This is a genomic window from Rhodanobacter sp. C01 (assembly GCF_002001045.1).
GTDB lineage: Bacteria > Pseudomonadota > Gammaproteobacteria > Xanthomonadales > Rhodanobacteraceae > Rhodanobacter.
The window spans coordinates 545,593-564,229 of sequence record NZ_MUNR01000014.1 but is presented as its reverse complement, the minus strand read 5'-3'; the positions used below and the strand labels follow the sequence as shown (position 1 = coordinate 564,229).

Genomic DNA, 18,637 nt, shown 5'->3' with positions numbered 1-18,637 from the left:
TAGCAGCAGCGAACACCGACCACTCTGCTGCGGACGCGGTCAGCTCGCCGGAATGGTCAGTACGGTACCGGCATGCACCGTATCGTTGTTCAGCTGGTTGGCGTCCCTCAGTGCGCTGATGCTGATGCCATACTGCCGCGCGATGCTGCGCAGGCTTTCGCCACGCTCCACCCGATGCAGGTCACGTACGCCTGCGTCCGCAGACGGCGATGCATCGCTGGCCAGCGAAGCTCCACCCGCCTTGGCGGCCGTGGTACTGGTGTTGTCGCTGCCCGACTTGCCCGACGCCACCTGAATGCCGTTGCGACGCGCCGCCTGTGCCGCAAACCAGGTGCCGGGCGGCGGGGTGGATTCGAAATAATTCTTCACACCGTCCATCACCGCCGCAGCGAGCTGCTTCTGGTGCTCCGGGTCGCGCAACTTGCGTTCTTCGTCCGGATTGCTGATGAACGCCGTCTCGACCAGGATCGACGGTACATCCGGCGAACGCAGCACGACGAAGTTCGCGCGCTCGACATAGCCGCGATGAGTCGGGCCAAGCTGCCCAAGTGCCCTGAGCACGTTGCCGGCGACGACGTCGCTGGCCTGCATCGCCCAGCCCTGCTGCAGATCGAGCAGCACCTTGGCGAGCCCATCGTCCTTGTCGTCCAGCGTGGTGCCACCGATCAGGTCCGCACGGTTTTCACGATCGGCCAGCCAGCGTGCCGCCTCGTTGGTCTTGCCGCGCGGCGAAAGCACCCATACCGACGAGCCTCGGGCGTCATCGCTGGTGAAGGAATCCGCGTGAATCGCCACAAACAAGTCAGCGTTGTTCTCGCGGGCAATCTGGTAGCGCTGGGTCAGCGGGATGAAATAATCGCCGTCACGCGTCAGCACGGCCTTCATGCCGGGCTGGCGATTGATCTCGGCCGCCAAGTCACGGGCCACGGCCAGCGTCACATTCTTCTCCAGCGTGCCGCCGGGGCCATGTGCGCCCTGATCCTTGCCACCGTGACCGGCATCGACCGCCACAATCACCTGACGCTGGCCGTTGAGCAGCGCCGCTGCCTGTTCGGTGGCTGCACGACTGCTGTGCGAGGTGTTGTTGCGCCGCGAGGGTTGATCTGCTGCGACCGGGCTGGGTGAGGCAGGCTGAGCAGTGACAACAGGTGCCGTGGGGGATGTCGCGGGCTGCTCGGGTGCATCCGGCCTGGTGACCGCCACGGCTTGGCTGGCATTGCCATCACCCGGATAGAGATCGAGCACCAGCCGGTAATCCGAGCCCACACCGCCAGCCGGCTTCAACACGAAGCTCTTCATGCGACTGCCTGGGGCAACTTTCGCGGTCAGTTGCAGCCGGTCACCGGCACGGGCATGGCTCAGGCCGCGCAGCAGTCCCTGGGCAGCTGGATCGGAAAAACCGGGGGTTGCCTGACTGCCGGGCAGATCCACCACGATCCGGTCGCCGCTCTGGCTGATCGTGTACTGCAGGGGGCCGCTGGCATCGAGTACCAGGCGGGTGTATTCCGGGCCGGCCCATACGCGCGCGCGCTGCATGTCGGCCGCCTGCGCCGCACACAGCGGCATCGCCGCCAGCGACGCGACGACGACCAACCCACTCAAGCTGTTCAGGAAACCCCTCATGCGTCGCATTGAAGCGCAGTCATCTGCCGAATGCAAGGCTGTTTTTCCTTCAATATCCATGACCTGCACATCATTTATCAGGTCATATCAAGTTATCGACCGCAAGTCACGCATTCCGAACAGATCACAGCCCCGCGGCTGACCGGCAATTTTTCAAGGTGGAATCGGCACTTAGGTCCGATCAACGCAACCGCGCAAGCAGTTCCGCGCCACGTACCGTGAAAGCCCGCAACTGGGCATGGCGACCATGCCCTGCGTAGTCGAGGCTCAACTCCAGATCAGCCGCCGGCAGCGCACCTGCACCGCGTTCGGGCCACTCCACCAGCACCACGGCGGCGGGATCAGCCAGTGCGTCGAGCCCCAGCCACTCCAGTTCGCCGGGGTCGGCAATCCGGTACAGGTCCAGATGCCAGGCAGGCCGCACGCCGGCCGCATAACCCTCGATCAGGCTGTAGGTTGGGCTCTTGATGCGTTCGCCCACGCCCAGCGCGGTCAGCAGTGCCCGGGCAAAGCTGGTCTTGCCGGCACCCAGCGGCCCGTGCAGATACAGCACCATGCCGTCGTCCAGCGCCAGCGCCACTCGCGTGCCCAGCCCGGCCGTGGCGGCTTCGTCGGGCAACGGCCACTGCCGCTCCGAACCGAAATGATCACTCATGTCTATCCGTCCGGCTCGACAGCCCGTTGCCCAGAGCACGCAACGGCGCCAACAGATCGCTGGCCAGCAATCCGCGCTCACCACGTTGCGCAGCCAGATCGCCTGCACGTGCATGCAGTCCGACACCGAGGCACGCGGCCTGCCATGCCGTGCAACCTTGCGCCATCAGTGCCGCGACAACCCCGGTAAGCAGATCGCCCATCCCACCCGAAGCCATCCCGGGATTGCCCCACGGACAGACGTCCAGACGTCCATCCGGATCGGCGATCAGACTGCCTGAACCTTTCAGCACCACCGTGGCCGCATAACAGCGAGCCAGTTCACGCACGGCAGAGAAACGATCACGCTCGACATCCGCAATCGACACGCCAAGCAAGCGAGCCGCCTCGCCGGGATGCGGGGTCAGCACGGCCGGCATAGTGAACGTGCACGGCTTGCGCGCCAGCAGGTTCAGGCCGTCGGCATCGAGCACCAGCGGCTTGTCCGCGTCCAGCGCGGCCTGCCACAGCAGATGCGCCCAGTCGCCCTGCCCCAGCCCCGGACCCAGCGCAAGCACATTCGCGCGCTCGAGCAGCGGAACCAGCGCCTGCACTCCATCGATCGCGTGCACCATCAATTCCGGACGACCGACATTCAGTGCAAGCGCGTGTTCGGCACGGGTAGCCACGCTGACCAGCCCGGCGCCGGCACGCAGGGCGGACTCGCCTGCCAGGCGCACGGCACCCGCCATGCCGTGCTCGCCACCGATCACCAGCACATGGCCGTTGGAACCCTTGTTTGCATAACGGGCACGCGGCGGCATTGCCCCGGCAAGCAAAAGTTGTGCATCCGGATGCACATGCGCGTGAGCCCCCTCGGGCACACCCAAGCTGGCCAGCTCCAACTGGCCAACCTGATCGGCGGCGCGTCCGGTATGCAACCCGCGCTTGCCGACAATGAACGTCACGGTGACGTCGGCACGGACCACGGCACCAGGACAATGGCCACTGTCCGCATCCAGACCGGAAGGTACATCCAGTGCCAGCAACGGCTTGCCGCTGGCATGCAGGGCATCGATCAACCGTGCGGCCGAGGGCTCGGGTGCGCGACTGAGGCCAATACCGTACAGCGCGTCAACGAGCACGTCCGTCACCGGCAAGCGGGATTCCCCTTCCCACAGGCGTATCCGACCACCGCCGGCCTCCCACTCGCTTCGTGCCAGGTTCGCGTCGCCATGCGAGGTCGTACCCAGCGCCACCAACTCGACCTGCAAGCCGGCTTCGCGCGCCAGCACGCCGAGAAGAAACCCGTCGCCACCGTTGTTGCCCGGTCCGCAACAAATGCAGACACTCCGGGCCTGCGGCCAATGCCGGCGCAGACTGCCCAGCGCCGCGCTGGCTGCACGACGCATCAGGTCATGACCGGAGATCCGCATGGCCGCGATTACCGCGCGTTCGACCTCACGCACTTGTTCGACGGTATAGAGCGTGCTGCTGTGCGGATGGGCTGGCATGCGCGAATTATAGGCATGGCCCACGTCTACAATAGAACGATGTCCATGGCTGATGCCCGCACCTCTCCCGATTACTCTGCGCTCGCGCGCGACATCAAGCGCTGGGCCGTCGAACTCGGCTTTGCCGAAGCCGGCATCAGCGGCACCGATCTGGGCGAGGACGAACAGCATCTGCAGCGCTGGCTCGACGATGGCCACCACGGCGAGATGGAATACATGGCCCGCCATGGCACCCGGCGCAGCCGTCCAGCCGAACTGGAACCGGGCACGCAGCGCGTGATTTCCGTGCGCATGGATTACATCCCGCCCGGTACGGCGAACGCCTGGAGCGTGCTGGAGGATGGCGAAGCCGGCTACGTGTCGCGCTATGCATTGGGCCGCGACTACCACAAGCTGATGCGCAACCGGCTGCAGAAGCTGGCCGAGCGTATCCATGCCGTGGTCGGCGACTTCGGCTACCGCGCCTATGTGGATTCCGCGCCGGTGCTGGAGAAGGCACTGGCACGCAACGCGGGACTGGGCTGGATCGGCAAGCACACCGTGCTGATCAACCGCCGCGCGGGTTCGTATTTCTTCCTCGGCGAGCTGTACACCGACCTGCCGCTACCGATCGACGAACCGGCCAGCGCACATTGCGGCAGTTGCGCCCGCTGCATCGAGATCTGCCCGACCCAGGCGATCCTCGGACCGTACCGGCTGGACGCAAAACGCTGCATCTCCTACCTCACGATCGAACTCAATGGCAGCATTCCCGAGGAGCTGCGTACGCCGATGGGCAACCGCATCTTCGGCTGCGACGACTGCCAGCTGATCTGCCCGTGGAACAAGTTCGCACAGGAAACCAGCGAGCCCGATTTCGCCCCACGCCACAGTCTCGACGGCGCGAAGCTGGTCGAATTGTTCGCGTGGAGCGAGGAGGAATTCCTGCGGCGCACGGAAGGCATGGCTATCCGCCGCACCGGTTACGAAGGCTGGTTGCGCAATATCGCGGTCGCGCTGGGCAATGCGCCACCCTCGTCCAGCGTACGCGATGCACTCAACGCCCGCGCCGGGCATCCTTCGGCGATCGTGCGCGAACATGTGACATGGGCGCTGGGGCGTCAGGCTGACGCCATCGCGGGCTGAATCAGGCAGCCGCCATCTGCGTGGGGATCGAGCGGTTGGTGTGGCTGATGCGATTGTTCCCGTCGACGTAGACGCAGGTGGGCTGGAACTTCTCCAGCTCGGCCTCGCTAAGCTGGGCGAATGCGGCGATGATGATCAGATCACCCACCTGCACGCTGCGTGCGGCGCTGCCGTTCACCGAGATGATGCCCGAGCCTTCCTCGGCGCGCAGCGCGTAGGTGACAAAGCGCTCGCCATTGTCGATGTCCCAGGCGTGGATCTGCTCGTACTCGCGGATGCCCGCAGCATCCAGCAGGTTGCCGTCGATCGCGATCGAGCCTTCGTAGTGCAGCTCGGCATGGGTGACCGTGGCACGATGGATCTTCGACTTGAACATGTTCAGTTGCATGACGTTCTTTCCCGCAGGGACAGCCTGCAAAGTCCGCAATTATCGAACCGATGACGTTGCGCTGCAACATCATCGGTATCGGCGCCAATATGGGTCCGGGTCAGTCAAACAGCAAGTTGTCGATCAGGCGGGTCGAACCGAGGCGTGCCGCGATCAGGGCGATCAGGCCATCGCGCTGGCCTTCGGTCGGTTCGGCCAGATCCTCGGCACGCCGGATCACCGTGTAATCGGGCACGAACCCGGCACGCGTCAAACGTGCCGCGGCCACCTGCTCCAGCGCACGCCAGGCATGGCCCTTGCCTAGCAATTCACGCATCTTCAGCAAGGTGTCGTGGATCAGCGGCGCGCGCGCGCGCTCCTCGGTGGACAGGTACTGGTTGCGCGAACTCAGCGCCAGGCCGTCGTCGGCACGCAGTGTGGGCGCGGACATCACCATCACCGGCAACGACAGATCGCGCACCATCCGCTCGATCACCTTCAGTTGCTGGAAATCCTTCTGGCCGAACACCGCCAGATCCGGCTGCGCCAGGTTGAACAGCTTGCAGACCACGGTCGCGACGCCATCGAAATGACCAGGCCGGTGCGCGCCTTCCAGCACCTCGGTGATCTGCGGCACGCGCAGGCTGACGCTGTGTTCGGCGCCAAACGGATAAATCGTGGCCACTTCGGGTGCAAACAGCAGGTCACAATCCTGCTCGGCAAGCGCGGCCTGATCCTGCGCCAGCGTGCGCGGGTAGCGCTCGAAGTCCTCGTTCGGCCCGAACTGTGTGGGATTGACGAACACGCTGGCCACCACCCGGTCGGTACGTGCCCGCGCCAGCTTGATCAGCGACTGGTGGCCGGCATGCAGGTTGCCCATGGTCGGCACGAAACCCACCGTCTGGCCCTTGGAGCGCCAGCCGCGGATCGCGGCGCGCAGGGCGGGTGCATCCTGGACGGTCTGCATGGTGCGTTAACTCACTGCGTTCAGTTGAAACAATGTTCGGCTGCGGGAAACGCCCCGCTGCGCACATCCTCGGCATACGCAGCGATCGCCGCCGCCACCGAATCACGCCCGGCCAGGAAATCCTTGCTGAATTTCGGGCGCTTGCCCGGCGTGATGCCGAGCATGTCATGGATCACCAGCACCTGTCCGTCGCAATGCGGACCAGCACCGATGCCGATGACCGGAATATTCAATGCAGCAGTCACCCGTTCGCCCAGGCTGGTCGGCACGCCTTCCAGCACCAGCAGGTCCGCGCCTGCCTCCTGCACTGCCAGCGCCTCGGCCAGCACGTGATCGGCGGCGGCCTGTTCACGCCCCTGGATGCGGAAGCCACCAAATTTGTGCACCGATTGCGGCGTCAGTCCCAGATGTGCGCAGACCGGAATCGCACGCATGGTCAGGGCGGCAATCGCCTCCAGGATGTGCGGCGCTGCGCCTTCGATCTTCACCATCGCGGCGCCGGCTTCGCCGACCAGTCGCGCACCAGCCTCCAGCGCATGTGCGACATCGCGATCGGCCATGAACGGCATGTCCGCGATCAGCAAGGTGGAGGAAAGCCCGCGGGCGACCGCGGCCGTGTGATAGACCATGTGATCGAGCGTGACTGGCAATGTGCTGGCATGGCCCTGCACCACCATGCCAAGCGAGTCGCCGACCAGTGCAACGTCGACTCCGGCCGACTCCAGCTGCCAGGCAAAGCTGGCGTCATAGGCGGTCAGCATGACGATGCGCCGCCCCTGCGCCTTCATCGCGCGCAGACCGGGCACGGTCACCGGCTTGCGTTCGGGGGTACTGGCGTTTTGCACGTACACGGCAATTCCTGGGTAGTTGCAGGCGCCGATTATCCGGCGCGCCGCGAGAAGGGCTCAAGGCAATTTTTCACAGCCGGCAAGATCAAGCCGCGCCAGCAATTCCGCCACCACGCCCTGTCCGGGCAAGTGCAGTGCCGGCGCGATGTCATGCAGCGGCAGCAGCACGAACGCACGCTCGGCCATGCGCGGGTGCGGCAGGGTCAGTCGCGCATCGTCAAGCTGCACGCCATCGACATGCAGCAGGTCCAGATCCAGCATGCGCGGCCCGTTGCGTTCGGCACGTACGCGACCAGCACGCTGTTCGATGTCCAGCAGCGCATCCAGCAGCCCATGCGGCGACAGCGCAGTATCCATTTGCACCGCGGCATTGACGAACGGCGGCTGCTCCAGGATGCCCCATGGCGGCGTGCGGTACAGCGACGAGCGCTTCAACAGGCGCGTGTCCGGCAACCTCGCCAGCGCACGCATGGCATCGATCACCTGCCACTGCGAATCACCCAGATTGCTGCCCAGCGCGATATAAGCGAGCGTCACACGGAACCCGACTTGTCACCCGGCTTGCGTCGCCGCCGGCGTGGGCGCGGTTTGCCTGCCACGGGCGCCACGACGTGGTCGCTGGCGCTGCCTCCACCTGCCGGCAGCGCCGCAGCCAGTACATCCTGCGGCAGCTGCTGCGCATGCGCCCACCACTGACCCAGTTCATGCATGGCCGGCGATTCGGCCGCGCGCAGCAGCAGGAAATCGAAGGCTGCGCGAAAGCGTGGATGGGTCATCAGGCGGAACACCCGCTTGCGCTGCACCTGCTCGAAACGCGGCTGCAGCGACCAGATCTCCTCCATGGTGAAGGTGAACCGGCGCGGGATCGCAACCCGCTGGCACTGCTCCCCGACCACCTGTGCGGCTGCACGTGCCCAGGCCTCGTTGCTGTCCTGGCCCCGCGCAATCCAGTGATGCGCCACATCGCGCACCTCACCCCACAGCAGTACTGCAAACAGGAACGCCGGCGTGACCGATTTGCCTTCCGCAACCCGCGCGTCGGTATTGGCCAGCCCCTGCTCGACCAGCGAACGCAGGGCCTCGTCGCCACGCTTGAGTGCACGTGCGGTGACCGGAAACAGGAATTTCAGCAGTCCGCATTGTTCCAGCATGCGGAAGCTCTTCAAGCCGTTGCCGCTGAGGAACATCTTCAGCGATTCGTCGAACAGCCGTGCCGGCGCGGCCTCGGCCAGCAACGGCCCGAGACTCTCGAACGGCGCCATGGCAGCCGCATCGATGCGCATGTCGAGCTTGGCCGCGAGCCGAGCGGCGCGCAGCATGCGCACCGGATCTTCGCGGTAACGGGTGACCGGGTCGCCGATCAATCGCAGCACGCGATCATCGAGATCCTGCATGCCGCCGACGTAGTCGCGCACCGAGAAATCGCTGATGTCGTAGTACAACGCGTTGACGCGGAAGTCGCGGCGTATCGCGTCCTCCTCGATGGTGCCCCAGATGTTGTCGCGCACGATGCGGCCATCGACGATGTGACGATCACCTTCGCCGCCCTCTTCGCCGAGCCCGCGGAACGTCGCCACCTCGATGATCTCCGGCCCGAATACCACATGGGCCAGCCGGAAGCGCCGACCGATCAGGCGACAGTTGCGGAACAGCTTTTTCACCTCGTCCGGCGTCGCGTCGGTGGCGACGTCGAAGTCTTTCGGCTGCAGACCCAGCAGCAGGTCGCGAACGGCCCCACCCACCAGATACGCGGCATAACCAGCCTCGTTCAGGCGATACAGCACGCGCAGCGCCGCCTTGCTGATGTTCTTGCGGGAAATGCAGTGCTGATCGCGTGGAATGATCCGCAGCGCCGGTGTGGTGTCGATCCCTGGTTCGAGGTTCAAGCGGTCAGAATCCTTGTGCGGCAAAGCCGCCCTGGTGTTCAGCGAGTCGCACTGCCCGCCATGGCGGGAGCATGCACGGACAACACGGGTGCGAACGGTAGATGCCGGTGCGCGCCAAGCATTGCCGGGCGAAACAATTCCGTTATACTAGCGCGCCTCGCAGGATAACGCTCCCTTCGTCTAGTGGCCTAGGACACTGCCCTCTCAAGGCGGGAACACGAGTTCGAGTCTCGTAGGGAGCACCACTGCTTTTGCAATCATCCGTGATTGCTGTTGCCTGGAAGGGTCCCGGCAACTTGCGCTGTTTGGCTGTTGGCCAGACCAAAAGCGGCCATCCATGGCCGCACTCTTCACCAGAGCCTTTCGACCGCACCCTTAGAGCTGAATTGCTTCCATGACTTTCGTCGTCATCGACAACTGCATCAAGTGCAAATACACCGATTGCGTCGAGGTCTGCCCGGTCGATGCCTTCCATGAAGGCCCCAACTTCCTCGTGATCGATCCGGACGAGTGCATCGACTGCACCTTGTGCGAACCCGAATGCCCGATCAACGCGATCTATCCGGAAGACGACGTGCCGGCCGGCCAGGAAGCCTTTGTCGCATTGAACGCCGAACTGGCGAAGGACTGGCCGGTGATCACCGAGCGCAAGGACAGCCCGGCCGACGCCAAGGACTGGGAAGGCAAGCCGGACAAGCTGAAACTGCTGCAACGCTGATTTCCAGCCATCCATAAACAAACACGCCGCCCTTGAGGCGGCGTGTTTGTTTAGTCGATCAACCGACTGGTCAATCGACTGCCATACTCACTTCTTGCCCAGGCCCGACTTCAGCGCGTCGATCACCTTGCCCACCGCCGCGATCGAGTCGCTTTGCGCGCGGATTTCGCTGGCCGTCGTGCCACTGCTGTCGATGTTGATCTGCACCTGATGCGGGGTTTCCGCCGTACTGGCGGAGTCACTCTTGTCACTGCCGAACATGCGCGAGAAGAAACCCTTCTTCTTCTGCCGCATCGCCGCCGCACTGACCGTGACTACATAGCTGTGCGCAGCATCATCATGGCTGACCACCTGCCCGAGGGTACCGGCGGCAAGCACCTGGCCTACCCGGCTGTAAATGCTGTCAACGCTGCCCACGTGCACAAAACCGTCGGAGACCTGGCCCATCTGGCCGGGAGTACCGTCGACGCTGGCAGTCGCACCGTTGGAGGTCGGCCGATTGGCACCCGGTGGCGGGATCACCAGCGCATCACTGGTCGTGGGACGATCCAGTGTCGGTGGAATCTCAAGTGGCGATTGCTGCTGCGCGGTCTCCCAGGCCTTGTGCGAGCGGAACATGCCGCAGCCGGAAAGCAGCAGGCCACTGAAGGCCACAGCCGACAAGGCCACGAGGAGCGAGGTTTTCTTCATGTAATGAGATTCCGTGAGTAAGTCAGGCAACCGTTTCAGCCGGCCGCAGTCGCTAAGGATGCCAGACTGGACAGCGCTTGGTGCAATCGGGCGCGATCCGGACCGTCGTTCAGTTCAACCAGAGGCAATCTCGGCAACGCCAATCCCAGCCCCAGCCATGGCAGGGCCGCCTTGACCGCGATCGGGTTCGGCGCGCAGTTGAGCGCCTGAACCAGCGGCTCAAGTGTCGCATGACACCGCGCCGTGGCGGCCTGATCACCGCCCACAGCCGCATCACACAATGCCCGGAAGACCCCTGGAACCAGGTTGGCCACCACCGAAATGGTGCCGGCAGCGCCGGCCAGCATGGCCTCGCCGGCGCTGCCGTCGTCGCCGGACAGATAGACGAAATCCGGGCGCACAAGTTCCGCAAGGGCCAAAATTCGCTCGCGATCGCCACGAGCTTCCTTGATGCCGACGATGGCCGGATGATCACGCAATCCGGCAACGGTCTCCGGCAGCAGATCGCAGCCGGTGCGGCCGGGCACGTTGTACAGCACGACCGGGAGGCCGCCCTGCTCGGCCACATCGATGAAATGCCGGCGCAGACCCTCTTGGGTCGGGCGCACGTAATACGGCGTCACCACCAGCGCCGCGTCGGCGCCCAGCGCCTTGGCACGACGGGTCAGTGCGATGGTCTTGGCGGTGCCGGCCTCGCCGGTACCTGCGATCACCGGCACCCGTCCCGCCACGTGCTTCACCGCAAAAGCCAGCAGCCGATCGAACTCATCGGACTCCAGCATGTGCGCTTCGCCGGTGGAACCAGCCACCACGAGTGCCTGCGTGCCACCGGCAAGCTGATGGTCGAGCAGGCGGGCAAACGCCGGCAGGTCGAGTGTGCCATCGGCTGCGAACGGGGTCGCCAGCGCGCAGATGCTACCGCGTATGTTCAAGACTCGATTCCGCTCCGGATCAAGCCGTGCATGTTACTTGCCGCCTCGCGAGACGGGCAAGTAAGCTCGATCGGAGTAATCTCGGCGTTCCCGCATCACGCGGCATGACGCCACAGGTAGAACCCTTGAAACCTACTTCCGTCCCTTCTGCCCCGACTGCACGTGCAGGCAACGACAACCAGTTGCTGATTCAGGCGCTCACACCGGCAAGCAAGTCACCCCTGCTGGCCCTGGCCAGGCGAATCGCCGATGCCGGCTGCAACCTGTCCGAATCCCGCGTGTCGACCATCGGCACGGAAATCTCGCTGATGCTGCTGGCCAGCGGCGCGTGGGATGCGCTGGCCAAGCTGGAAACAGCGCTGACCAAGCTGGCTCGCGACGAGAGCCTGCGACTGGTGCACTACCGCACCGGCCCGCGCGAGAACAGCTCGCATCTGCTGCCGTACCTGGTGGAAGTGGTGGCGGCCGACCGGCCCGGCATCGTGTCACGCATCGTGGAGTTCTTCACCCAGCACGACATCAGCGTGGAGCAGCTGAATTCCACCCGCTACCAGGCGATGCAGACCGGCGCGGAGATGTTCCAGGCCCAGTTCACCATCGGTATCCCGGCGGAGATCCACATTGCCGCGTTGCGCGACGATTTCCTCGAGCTGTGCGACGGCCTGAATCTGGACGCGATCATGGATCCGGTGAAGTTCTGAGGATCGCGCGATCTGCGGCATCTGGCAAGGACTGTTATCGACGGGTACGCACGCGCTAGTCTTGGTCCCGGACTACCGAGGAACCCTGCATTGCCGTCAGTGTGTCGATCCAATCCGATCGCCTTCTGCGCACCGCCCGCAGTGTGCACCGTCAGCCGGCTCCCGAACCTTCCTTCTCATCTGCGCGCGCAGCGGCTTGCCGCTGTGCAGGAATAGTCATGCCCGAAATCGGCAAGAAAGTACCTTCGCTCCACGGTGCAACCAACGACGGCAGTGAATTGAAGCTGGGCAGCCTTAAAGGCCAGTGGGTGGTGGTGTATTTCTATCCCAAGGACAGTACGCCAGGCTGCACCAATGAGGCCAGGGATTTTCGCGACCTTTATCCGAAATTCCGCCAGCGCCATGCACAAGTCATCGGCGTGTCACGCGATTCCGTAAAATCGCACGCTAATTTTGCCGGGAAACAGGAGCTGCCGTTCCCGCTGGTTTCCGATCCCGACGAGACATGGTGCCAGGCATTCGATGTGATCCATGAAAAAGTGCTTTACGGAAAGCGTCATTTGGGCATCGTGCGCAGCACCTTCCTGATCGATCCCGCAGGGAAGCTGGCCCACGAATGGCGCGGAGTGAAAGTGCCGGGTCATGCCCAAGACGTGCTCGACACCATTCCTGCCAAGTGATCGCACTCCCGTTCATGGCCTCCACCGACACGGGCTACCGGCAACCGGCAGGTGTCTCGTGCCGTCATCATCACGCTCCCGCGGCGCACCTTGCATCGCGGCTCTTTCATCTCCCCACCAGCGAGGACACTTCCGCATGACCGGAAGCAAGCGCATCTACGCTCTCGATACCAACGTCCTGCTGCATGACCCGACCTCGCTGTTCCGCTTCGAGGAACACGACGTCTTCATCCCGATGACCGTGCTGGAGGAGCTCGACGAAAAAAAGAAAGGCGCCTCGGAAGTCTCGCGCAACGGCCGCCAGGTCAGCCGCTTCCTCAACGAACTGATCGAGCTGGGCAAACAGCGCGACCTCGGCGAGGGACTGGAACTGAGCAATCCGCAGGGCATCAAGCTCAAGCGTGGCGGCTCGGTGGGCCGGCTGTACTTCCAGCACCGCACCAGCAGCAATGGCCACACCAAGGCCGACAACCAGATCCTCTCGGCAGTGATCGAGCTGCGCGACCAGAATCCCGATCGTGCGGTGATCCTGGTCACCAAGGACATCAACCTGCGGATCAAGGCCAGTATCAACGGCATCGTCGCCGAGGACTACGAGAACGATCGCGCGCTGGATGATTTCTCCCTGCTCTACACCGGATCGACCGAGCTGAGCGAGGACTTCTGGGACAAGCATCCGGAAGTGCAGTCGTGGACCGAGCGCGGACGCACCTTCTACAAGGTGGATCGTCACGAGGAGGAAGACTGGCATCCCAATGAATGCCTGTTCCTGCCCGGCGAGAACAACGTCGAATTGCGCGTACTGCACCTCGACGACACCCACGCCACGCTGGTACTGCTGGATGACCATTCGCACGCCAACCATCACGTGTGGGGCATCGGCGCGCGCAACCGCGAGCAGAATTTCGCGCTCAACGCACTGATGGACCCGGATGTCGATTTCGTCACCCTGCTCGGCAACGCCGGCACCGGCAAGACCTTGCTGGCACTGGCAGCTGGCCTGGCCCAGGTGATGGACCAGCAACGCTACCGCGAGATCATCATGACCCGCGCCACCGTCTCGGTCGGCGAGGACATCGGCTTCCTGCCCGGCACCGAGGAAGAGAAGATGACGCCGTGGATGGGCGCGCTGACCGACAACCTCGAAGTGCTCGCCAATCCCGAGGACGGCGGCAGTTGGGGCCGCCAGGCGACCAACGACCTGCTTGCCTCGCGCATCAAGATCCGCTCGCTCAACTTCATGCGCGGGCGCACCTTCCTCAGCCGCTACCTGATCATCGACGAGGCGCAGAACCTCACGCCGAAGCAGATGAAGACCCTGATCACCCGTGCCGGCCCCGGTACCAAGATCGTCTGCCTCGGCAACGTCGAGCAGATCGACACGCCCTACCTGACCGAGACCACCTCCGGCCTCACCTACGCGGTGGATCGCTTCAAGCAGTGGGAGCATTCGGCGCACATCACCCTGCGTCGTGGCGAGCGCTCGCGGCTGGCAGACTTCGCAGCGGAGGCGCTCTAGCGTTCGACCGCATGCCAGGCTCGCAACCACCGATTGCTCTCACCATCGCCGGCTCCGATTCCGGCGGTGGTGCGGGCATCCAGGCTGACCTTAAAACCTTCCATGCACGAGGCGTGCACGGGCTGTCCACGATCACGGCCATTACTTCGCAAAACACCCGCGGCGTCAGCGCCGTGCACACGGTGCCGCTGACGCATATCCGCAGCCAGCTCGACGCGTTGTTCGACGATTTTCCGATCGCTGCGGTCAAGACCGGCATGCTTGGCAGCGCAGCGATCACCCGGTTGGTGGCGCGTGAGATGGCTGCGCGCAAGCCGGCCTGGCTGGTGGTCGACCCGGTGATGATTGCCACCAGTGGCGCACGCCTGCTGGATGAACATGCGGTCGACGCGCTGACCGAAGAACTGATCCCGCTGGCTGACATCCTCACCCCGAACCTGCCCGAAGCCGAGGCACTCCTCGGCCACCCGATCAAGACCGCTGCGCAATGCCATGCTGCGGGTGAAGCACTGCTGGCGCTAGGCGCCGGCGCCGTGCTGCTCAAGGGTGGCCACGGTCGAGGCAGCGAGGTGGTCGATCGCTATTACGATGCGCGCGGCATGCTGGAACTGTGCCATCCGCGCCTGCCGCTGGAAGGTCATGGCACTGGTTGTACCCTGGCCGCGGCGATCGCCGCCGGACTCGCCCGCGACAGTTCGCCACGCTCAGCCGTGCGGCGCGCAGTTGCCTACGTGCATCGCGCGCTGCAACGAGGCTACCGGCCCGGCAGCGGCAGCGCCCATGTCATGCGACACTGAACGCTGGCATCCCTTCCGGACGCAGTGGCCCAAGGCAAACGAGTAGAATGAAGCAATGACTGCCCTGCCATGGTTGCTCCTGTCTGCATGATCCTTGCTCCCCGCCTTGTTCTGCTGCTCCTGTTCGTCTTCTTCGCGCTGTGCGTGCTGCTGGTGCACCTGCGCGGGCGTGTGCGGCTGCGTTTCGATCGCCAGCTGGTCGACCACTCGGCGATTTTTGCGCCGTACAACTTGTTGATGTACGCGTTCTCGGCAGTGCCGGCGCGGCCAATCCTGGACCGCCGTGGCTTCCCCCAGCTGGACCTGCTGCAGGCGAACTGGCAGGCGATCCGTGACGAGGCGACGCATCTGTTCGACGAGGGTTACATCCGCGCCGCCGCCAAGAACAACGACGCCAGCTTCAACAGTTTCTTCAAGCAGGGCTGGAAGCGTTTCTACCTGAAGTGGTACGGCGAACCGCTGGCCTCGGCCGAGGCGTTGTGCCCGCAGACGGTCGCCTTGCTGAAATCGATCCCCAGCGTGAAGGCCGCGATGTTCGCGCTGCTGCCACCGGGCAGCAAACTCAATCCGCACCGCGATCCATTCGCTGGTTCGCTGCGCTATCACCTGGGTCTGATCACACCCAATTCGAGGAGTTGCCGGATCTTCGTCGACGGCGAGGAGCACGCATGGGGTGACGGCAAGGACGTCGTGTTCGACGAGACCTATGTGCACTGGGCCGAAAATACCAGCGAGCAGACCCGCGTGATCCTGTTCGCCGACGTCGAGCGACCACTGCGTACGCGCTGGATGAATGCGATCAACCACCGCGTTGGCGCGTTCATGGGCAAGATCACCGCGTCGCCGAACACCGAAGGCGAGGTTGAGGAGACCGGTTTCGTGAACCGCCTGTTTGCGTTGAGTCAGCGCAGGCGCGGCGCCAGCCATGCGTTCAAGGTTGCGTTCAAGAGCCGCCACAAGAAGCTTTACAAGGCCTGCAAATACCTCGGCATCCTGCTGCTGATCTGGCTGATCTTCCTGGCGCCTTGGCCGCTGCTTCGATAAACGATGCTCCGCTGAGCTGTCACATCGAATGATTCTCGTGCGTCCTTGATGCGTACCTCGTCGGAGAACGCCATGGATTCGCCTGCTGACCTGTTCCAGCAACACCGCCCCCGCCTGTTCGGGCTGGCCTACCGCATGCTCGGTACACCGACCGATGCCGAGGACGTGCTGCATGACGCGTGGCTGCGCTTGCATGCGCAGGATATCGAGGCGTTGGACGATGCCGAGGCATGGCTGGTCACCGTGACCACGCGCATCGCACTGGATCGCCTGCGCCGCGCCAAGACCGAACGTGCGCACTATCCCGGCCCCTGGCTGCCGGAGCCACTGATCGCGGAGTCCGAACAGCCCGAGGCACAACTGGAGCGTGCCGAGAGTCTGACCCTGAGCTTTCTGCTATTGCTGGAACGGTTGAGCGCGGAAGAACGCGCCGCCTTCCTGCTGCGCGAAGTATTCGATTACAGCCACGCCGAGACGGCCGCGATGCTCGACATTGGCGAGGATGCCTGCCGCCAGCGCGTGCACCGCGCGAAGCAACGGCTGCGCGAGGATCGTCCGCGCCAGGCGATGCCGAACATCGCCACCCAGCGGCGTCTGCTCGAACGCTTCATGCAGGCGCTGCAGCAGCCTGACATACCCACCCTTCGAGCCCTGTTTGCCGAGGATGCCATGAGCGTTGCCGACGGCGGCGGCCTGGCAAGAGCCACCCTGCATCCGTTGCACGGAGCCGAGCGGCTGACCCGCCTTTACATGCAGATTGCGCTGCAACAGCAGCGCTACGGCGTGCGCCACGAGATCCGCCAGCTCAATGGCATGCCGGCCCTGTTCGGCTGGCATGGCGACACGCTGATCACGGCCAGCTGGATCGACGACGACGGCGAGCGCATCACCGCCGTGCACTCCCTGCGCCACCCCGACAAGCTCGCCCGGCTGGCGGCTGTCACGAAACCGGCAGCATCGGCGTCCTTGCATTGAGTGGCCAATCCCGGCCGTACACTGCAAGGAAATCCCCATGCCCCGTTTCAATGCCACCAGGCACACCGAAGCCCTGAAGCCGCTTTTTGCCCTGGGCGAATACGTCAGAAACTGCGGCCTCGAACAAGGCCTGATCGAACTGGTGCTGATGCGTGCCTCGCAACTCAACGGCTGCGCCTATTGCCTGGATATGCACAGCAAGGACGCCCGCGCCGCCGGCGAAACCGAACAGCGCCTGTACCTGCTGCAGGCCTGGCGCGAGGCGCCGTTCTACAGCGCACGCGAACGCGCTGCACTGGCCTGGTGCGAAGCAGTGACCCGACTCGATCCGGTCCACGGCATATCCGACGAGGTATACGGGGAGGCTCGCGCCCAGTTCAGCGAAAAGGAGCTGGTCGACCTCGACCTGGCGGTGATCCTTATCAACAGCTGGAACCGCATCGCCATCCCGTCGCAGGCCGACGTGGGCAACTACAAGCCGGCATCGCACTGAATCGCCGGCCATGAAAAAGCCGCGGCTGATCGCCGCGGCTTTTGCATTATCTATATCGAGCCTGTTTGAGGCTCAGCCTTTGACGTGCTTCACGATGGCGTCAGCAAAGCTGTCGGTGCTGCCCTTGCCACCGATATCGGGGGTCACGCTGGCGCGGTCGTCGGTCATGGTGGCGCGAATCGCCTGACGCAGCTGATCGCCCTTGGCCACCATGTCCAGATGGTCGAGCATGTCGGCAGCAGCCAGCAGCAAGGCGCACGGGTTGGCGATGCCCTTGCCGGCAATGTCCGGGGCCGAACCGTGCACGGCTTCGAAGATCGCCGCGGTGGTGCCGATATTGTCGCCCGGCGCCAGACCGAGACCGCCGACCAGACCGGCACAGAGGTCGGACAGGATGTCGCCGAACAGGTTGGTGGTGACGATCACGTCGAACTGCTCGGGCTTCATCACCAGCTGCATGCAGGTGTTGTCCACGATCATTTCGTTGAACTCGATCTGCGGATATTCCTTGGCGATCTCGCGCGCCACGTTGAGGAACAGGCCCGAACTGGTCTTCAGGATGTTCGCCTTGTGCACGGCGGTGACCTTCTTGCGGCCTTTCTTCACCGCCAGCTCGAACGCGTAGCGCACGATGCGGGTGCTGCCGGTGCGGGTGTTGCGGGCAACCGACTCGGCGATCTCGCCGTCGGCGGACAGGGTCTGTCCCTCGGAGCGATAGGCGCCCTCGGTGTTCTCGCGCACCGTGATGATGTCGATGTTTTCGTAGCGCGACTTGGTACCCGGGAAACTGATGGCCGGACGCACATTCGCGTACAGATCGAAATGCCGGCGCAGGGTCACGTTGATGGAAGTGAAGCCGTCGCCGATCGGCGTGGTCAGCGGACCTTTCAGCGCCACCTTGTGCTTGCCGATCACGTCCAGCGTGGACTGCGGCAACAGCTCGCCGTGCTTCTCGAACGCGACCATGCCGGCGTCGACGAAGTCATAGGTCAGGCCGCAGTCAAGCGCGTCGAGCACGCGCAGCGTGGCAGTCATGATCTCCGGGCCGATGCCATCGCCCGGGATCACGGCAATTGTCTTGCTCATGGGGAAACTCCTTGAACGGAAAACGTCGAGCGGCCGGTG

Annotated in this window: 20 protein-coding genes and 1 tRNA gene; 10 read left to right on the top strand and 11 right to left on the bottom strand. The window is 64.2% G+C overall.

What is annotated here, in order from left to right; all coding sequences use genetic code 11:
- Positions 1-39: 39 nt before the first annotated feature.
- From B0E50_RS16755 to B0E50_RS16745, 3 genes are all read right to left on the bottom strand, one after another.
- A complete protein-coding gene (locus B0E50_RS16755) occupies positions 40-1,623 on the bottom strand; it encodes an N-acetylmuramoyl-L-alanine amidase (RefSeq protein WP_077442442.1) in 1,584 nt (527 codons plus the stop codon).
- A 181-nt stretch (positions 1,624-1,804) separates the two neighbouring features.
- The gene (gene tsaE / locus B0E50_RS16750) at positions 1,805-2,278 is read right to left on the bottom strand and encodes a tRNA (adenosine(37)-N6)-threonylcarbamoyltransferase complex ATPase subunit type 1 TsaE (RefSeq protein ID WP_077442441.1); all 474 of its coding nucleotides are present in this window, start codon (positions 2,276-2,278) and stop codon (positions 1,805-1,807) included.
- Positions 2,271-3,770: a bifunctional ADP-dependent NAD(P)H-hydrate dehydratase/NAD(P)H-hydrate epimerase gene (locus B0E50_RS16745; protein WP_077442666.1), complete on the bottom strand. Its 1,500-nt coding sequence runs from the start codon at positions 3,768-3,770 to the stop codon at positions 2,271-2,273. The genes tsaE and B0E50_RS16745 overlap by 8 nt, the downstream gene beginning before the upstream one ends.
- Positions 3,771-3,785: 15 nt before the next feature.
- On the opposite strand from B0E50_RS16745, the gene queG reads away from it, so the two are divergent.
- A complete protein-coding gene (gene queG / locus B0E50_RS16740; protein ID WP_077442440.1) occupies positions 3,786-4,895 on the top strand; it encodes a tRNA epoxyqueuosine(34) reductase QueG in 1,110 nt (369 codons plus the stop codon).
- Position 4,896: 1 nt separating this feature from the next.
- On the opposite strand, the gene panD is transcribed toward queG, so the two are convergent.
- From panD to pcnB, 5 genes are all read right to left on the bottom strand, one after another.
- The gene (gene panD, locus B0E50_RS16735; RefSeq protein WP_077442439.1) at positions 4,897-5,283 is read right to left on the bottom strand and encodes an aspartate 1-decarboxylase; all 387 of its coding nucleotides are present in this window, start codon (positions 5,281-5,283) and stop codon (positions 4,897-4,899) included.
- 100 nt (positions 5,284-5,383) lie between these two features.
- Positions 5,384-6,229, bottom strand: a complete 846-nt coding sequence (panC, locus tag B0E50_RS16730) for a pantoate--beta-alanine ligase (protein WP_077442438.1) — start codon at positions 6,227-6,229, stop codon at positions 5,384-5,386.
- A 20-nt stretch (positions 6,230-6,249) separates the two neighbouring features.
- Positions 6,250-7,041 (bottom strand): 3-methyl-2-oxobutanoate hydroxymethyltransferase, encoded by a 792-nt coding sequence (gene panB, locus B0E50_RS16725; protein WP_256364094.1) that lies wholly within the window; start codon positions 7,039-7,041, stop codon positions 6,250-6,252.
- Between the two features lie 93 nt (positions 7,042-7,134).
- A complete protein-coding gene (gene folK / locus B0E50_RS16720; protein ID WP_077442436.1) occupies positions 7,135-7,614 on the bottom strand; it encodes a 2-amino-4-hydroxy-6-hydroxymethyldihydropteridine diphosphokinase in 480 nt (159 codons plus the stop codon).
- Positions 7,611-8,963, bottom strand: coding sequence for a polynucleotide adenylyltransferase PcnB (gene pcnB / locus B0E50_RS16715; RefSeq protein WP_077442665.1), 1,353 nt, complete (start codon positions 8,961-8,963; stop codon positions 7,611-7,613). The genes folK and pcnB overlap by 4 nt, the downstream gene beginning before the upstream one ends.
- A 169-nt stretch (positions 8,964-9,132) precedes the next feature.
- On the opposite strand from pcnB, the gene B0E50_RS16710 reads away from it, so the two are divergent.
- Both B0E50_RS16710 and fdxA read left to right on the top strand, forming a co-directional pair.
- Positions 9,133-9,208 (top strand) — tRNA-Glu (locus tag B0E50_RS16710).
- 149 nt (positions 9,209-9,357) lie between these two features.
- Positions 9,358-9,681 carry a ferredoxin FdxA gene (fdxA, locus tag B0E50_RS16705; protein WP_077442435.1) on the top strand — a complete coding sequence of 108 codons (324 nt, stop codon included), beginning with the start codon at positions 9,358-9,360 and terminating at the stop codon, positions 9,679-9,681.
- A gap of 87 nt (positions 9,682-9,768) precedes the next feature.
- On the opposite strand, the gene B0E50_RS16700 is transcribed toward fdxA, so the two are convergent.
- The gene (locus B0E50_RS16700) at positions 9,769-10,371 is read right to left on the bottom strand and encodes a hypothetical protein (protein WP_077442434.1); all 603 of its coding nucleotides are present in this window, start codon (positions 10,369-10,371) and stop codon (positions 9,769-9,771) included.
- A 35-nt stretch (positions 10,372-10,406) separates the two neighbouring features.
- A complete protein-coding gene (gene dapA / locus B0E50_RS16695; RefSeq protein ID WP_077442433.1) occupies positions 10,407-11,303 on the bottom strand; it encodes a 4-hydroxy-tetrahydrodipicolinate synthase in 897 nt (298 codons plus the stop codon).
- A gap of 125 nt (positions 11,304-11,428) precedes the next feature.
- On the opposite strand from dapA, the gene B0E50_RS16690 reads away from it, so the two are divergent.
- The 7 genes from B0E50_RS16690 to B0E50_RS16660 all read left to right on the top strand — a co-directional run bounded on the left by B0E50_RS16690 (position 11,429) and on the right by B0E50_RS16660 (position 17,512).
- Entirely contained in the window at positions 11,429-12,004 is a 576-nt protein-coding gene (locus tag B0E50_RS16690) for a glycine cleavage system protein R (protein ID WP_254427319.1), read from the top strand.
- Positions 12,005-12,222: 218 nt separating this feature from the next.
- A complete protein-coding gene (locus B0E50_RS16685; RefSeq protein WP_077442431.1) occupies positions 12,223-12,684 on the top strand; it encodes a peroxiredoxin in 462 nt (153 codons plus the stop codon).
- Between the two features lie 136 nt (positions 12,685-12,820).
- The gene (locus tag B0E50_RS16680) at positions 12,821-14,203 is read left to right on the top strand and encodes a PhoH family protein (RefSeq protein ID WP_077442430.1); all 1,383 of its coding nucleotides are present in this window, start codon (positions 12,821-12,823) and stop codon (positions 14,201-14,203) included.
- 11 nt (positions 14,204-14,214) lie between these two features.
- Complete coding sequence (gene thiD / locus B0E50_RS16675) at positions 14,215-15,000, top strand: bifunctional hydroxymethylpyrimidine kinase/phosphomethylpyrimidine kinase (protein ID WP_077442429.1); 786 nt, start codon at positions 14,215-14,217, stop codon at positions 14,998-15,000.
- Between the two features lie 87 nt (positions 15,001-15,087).
- Positions 15,088-16,044, top strand: coding sequence for an aspartyl/asparaginyl beta-hydroxylase domain-containing protein (locus B0E50_RS16670; protein WP_077442428.1), 957 nt, complete (start codon positions 15,088-15,090; stop codon positions 16,042-16,044).
- Between the two features lie 72 nt (positions 16,045-16,116).
- Complete coding sequence (gene sigJ / locus B0E50_RS16665; protein ID WP_077442664.1) at positions 16,117-17,019, top strand: RNA polymerase sigma factor SigJ; 903 nt, start codon at positions 16,117-16,119, stop codon at positions 17,017-17,019.
- Positions 17,020-17,056: 37 nt separating this feature from the next.
- A complete protein-coding gene (locus B0E50_RS16660; protein ID WP_077442427.1) occupies positions 17,057-17,512 on the top strand; it encodes a carboxymuconolactone decarboxylase family protein in 456 nt (151 codons plus the stop codon).
- A gap of 72 nt (positions 17,513-17,584) precedes the next feature.
- On the opposite strand, the gene B0E50_RS16655 is transcribed toward B0E50_RS16660, so the two are convergent.
- Positions 17,585-18,598, bottom strand: a complete 1,014-nt coding sequence (locus tag B0E50_RS16655) for an isocitrate dehydrogenase (protein ID WP_077442426.1) — start codon at positions 18,596-18,598, stop codon at positions 17,585-17,587.
- Between the last annotated feature and the right edge of the window lie 39 nt (positions 18,599-18,637).

Bases quoted from the DNA above. Each gene is read 5' to 3' on its own strand.
- B0E50_RS16670 (WP_077442428.1), top strand. From the start codon at position 15,088: ATGATCCTTGCTCCCCGCCTTGTTCTGCTGCTCCTGTTCGTCTTCTTC.
- panC (WP_077442438.1), bottom strand. From the start codon at position 6,229: ATGCAGACCGTCCAGGATGCACCCGCCCTGCGCGCCGCGATCCGCGGC.
- B0E50_RS16680 (WP_077442430.1), top strand. From the start codon at position 12,821: ATGACCGGAAGCAAGCGCATCTACGCTCTCGATACCAACGTCCTGCTG.
- B0E50_RS16660 (WP_077442427.1), top strand. From the start codon at position 17,057: ATGCCCCGTTTCAATGCCACCAGGCACACCGAAGCCCTGAAGCCGCTT.
- B0E50_RS16745 (WP_077442666.1), bottom strand. From the start codon at position 3,770: ATGCCAGCCCATCCGCACAGCAGCACGCTCTATACCGTCGAACAAGTG.
- B0E50_RS16655 (WP_077442426.1), bottom strand. From the start codon at position 18,598: ATGAGCAAGACAATTGCCGTGATCCCGGGCGATGGCATCGGCCCGGAG.
- tsaE (WP_077442441.1), bottom strand. From the start codon at position 2,278: ATGAGTGATCATTTCGGTTCGGAGCGGCAGTGGCCGTTGCCCGACGAA.
- fdxA (WP_077442435.1), top strand. From the start codon at position 9,358: ATGACTTTCGTCGTCATCGACAACTGCATCAAGTGCAAATACACCGAT.
- B0E50_RS16685 (WP_077442431.1), top strand. From the start codon at position 12,223: ATGCCCGAAATCGGCAAGAAAGTACCTTCGCTCCACGGTGCAACCAAC.
- panD (WP_077442439.1), bottom strand. From the start codon at position 5,283: ATGCAACTGAACATGTTCAAGTCGAAGATCCATCGTGCCACGGTCACC.
- B0E50_RS16755 (WP_077442442.1), bottom strand. From the start codon at position 1,623: ATGAGGGGTTTCCTGAACAGCTTGAGTGGGTTGGTCGTCGTCGCGTCG.
- thiD (WP_077442429.1), top strand. From the start codon at position 14,215: ATGCCAGGCTCGCAACCACCGATTGCTCTCACCATCGCCGGCTCCGAT.
- queG (WP_077442440.1), top strand. From the start codon at position 3,786: ATGGCCCACGTCTACAATAGAACGATGTCCATGGCTGATGCCCGCACC.
- sigJ (WP_077442664.1), top strand. From the start codon at position 16,117: ATGGATTCGCCTGCTGACCTGTTCCAGCAACACCGCCCCCGCCTGTTC.
- B0E50_RS16700 (WP_077442434.1), bottom strand. From the start codon at position 10,371: ATGAAGAAAACCTCGCTCCTCGTGGCCTTGTCGGCTGTGGCCTTCAGT.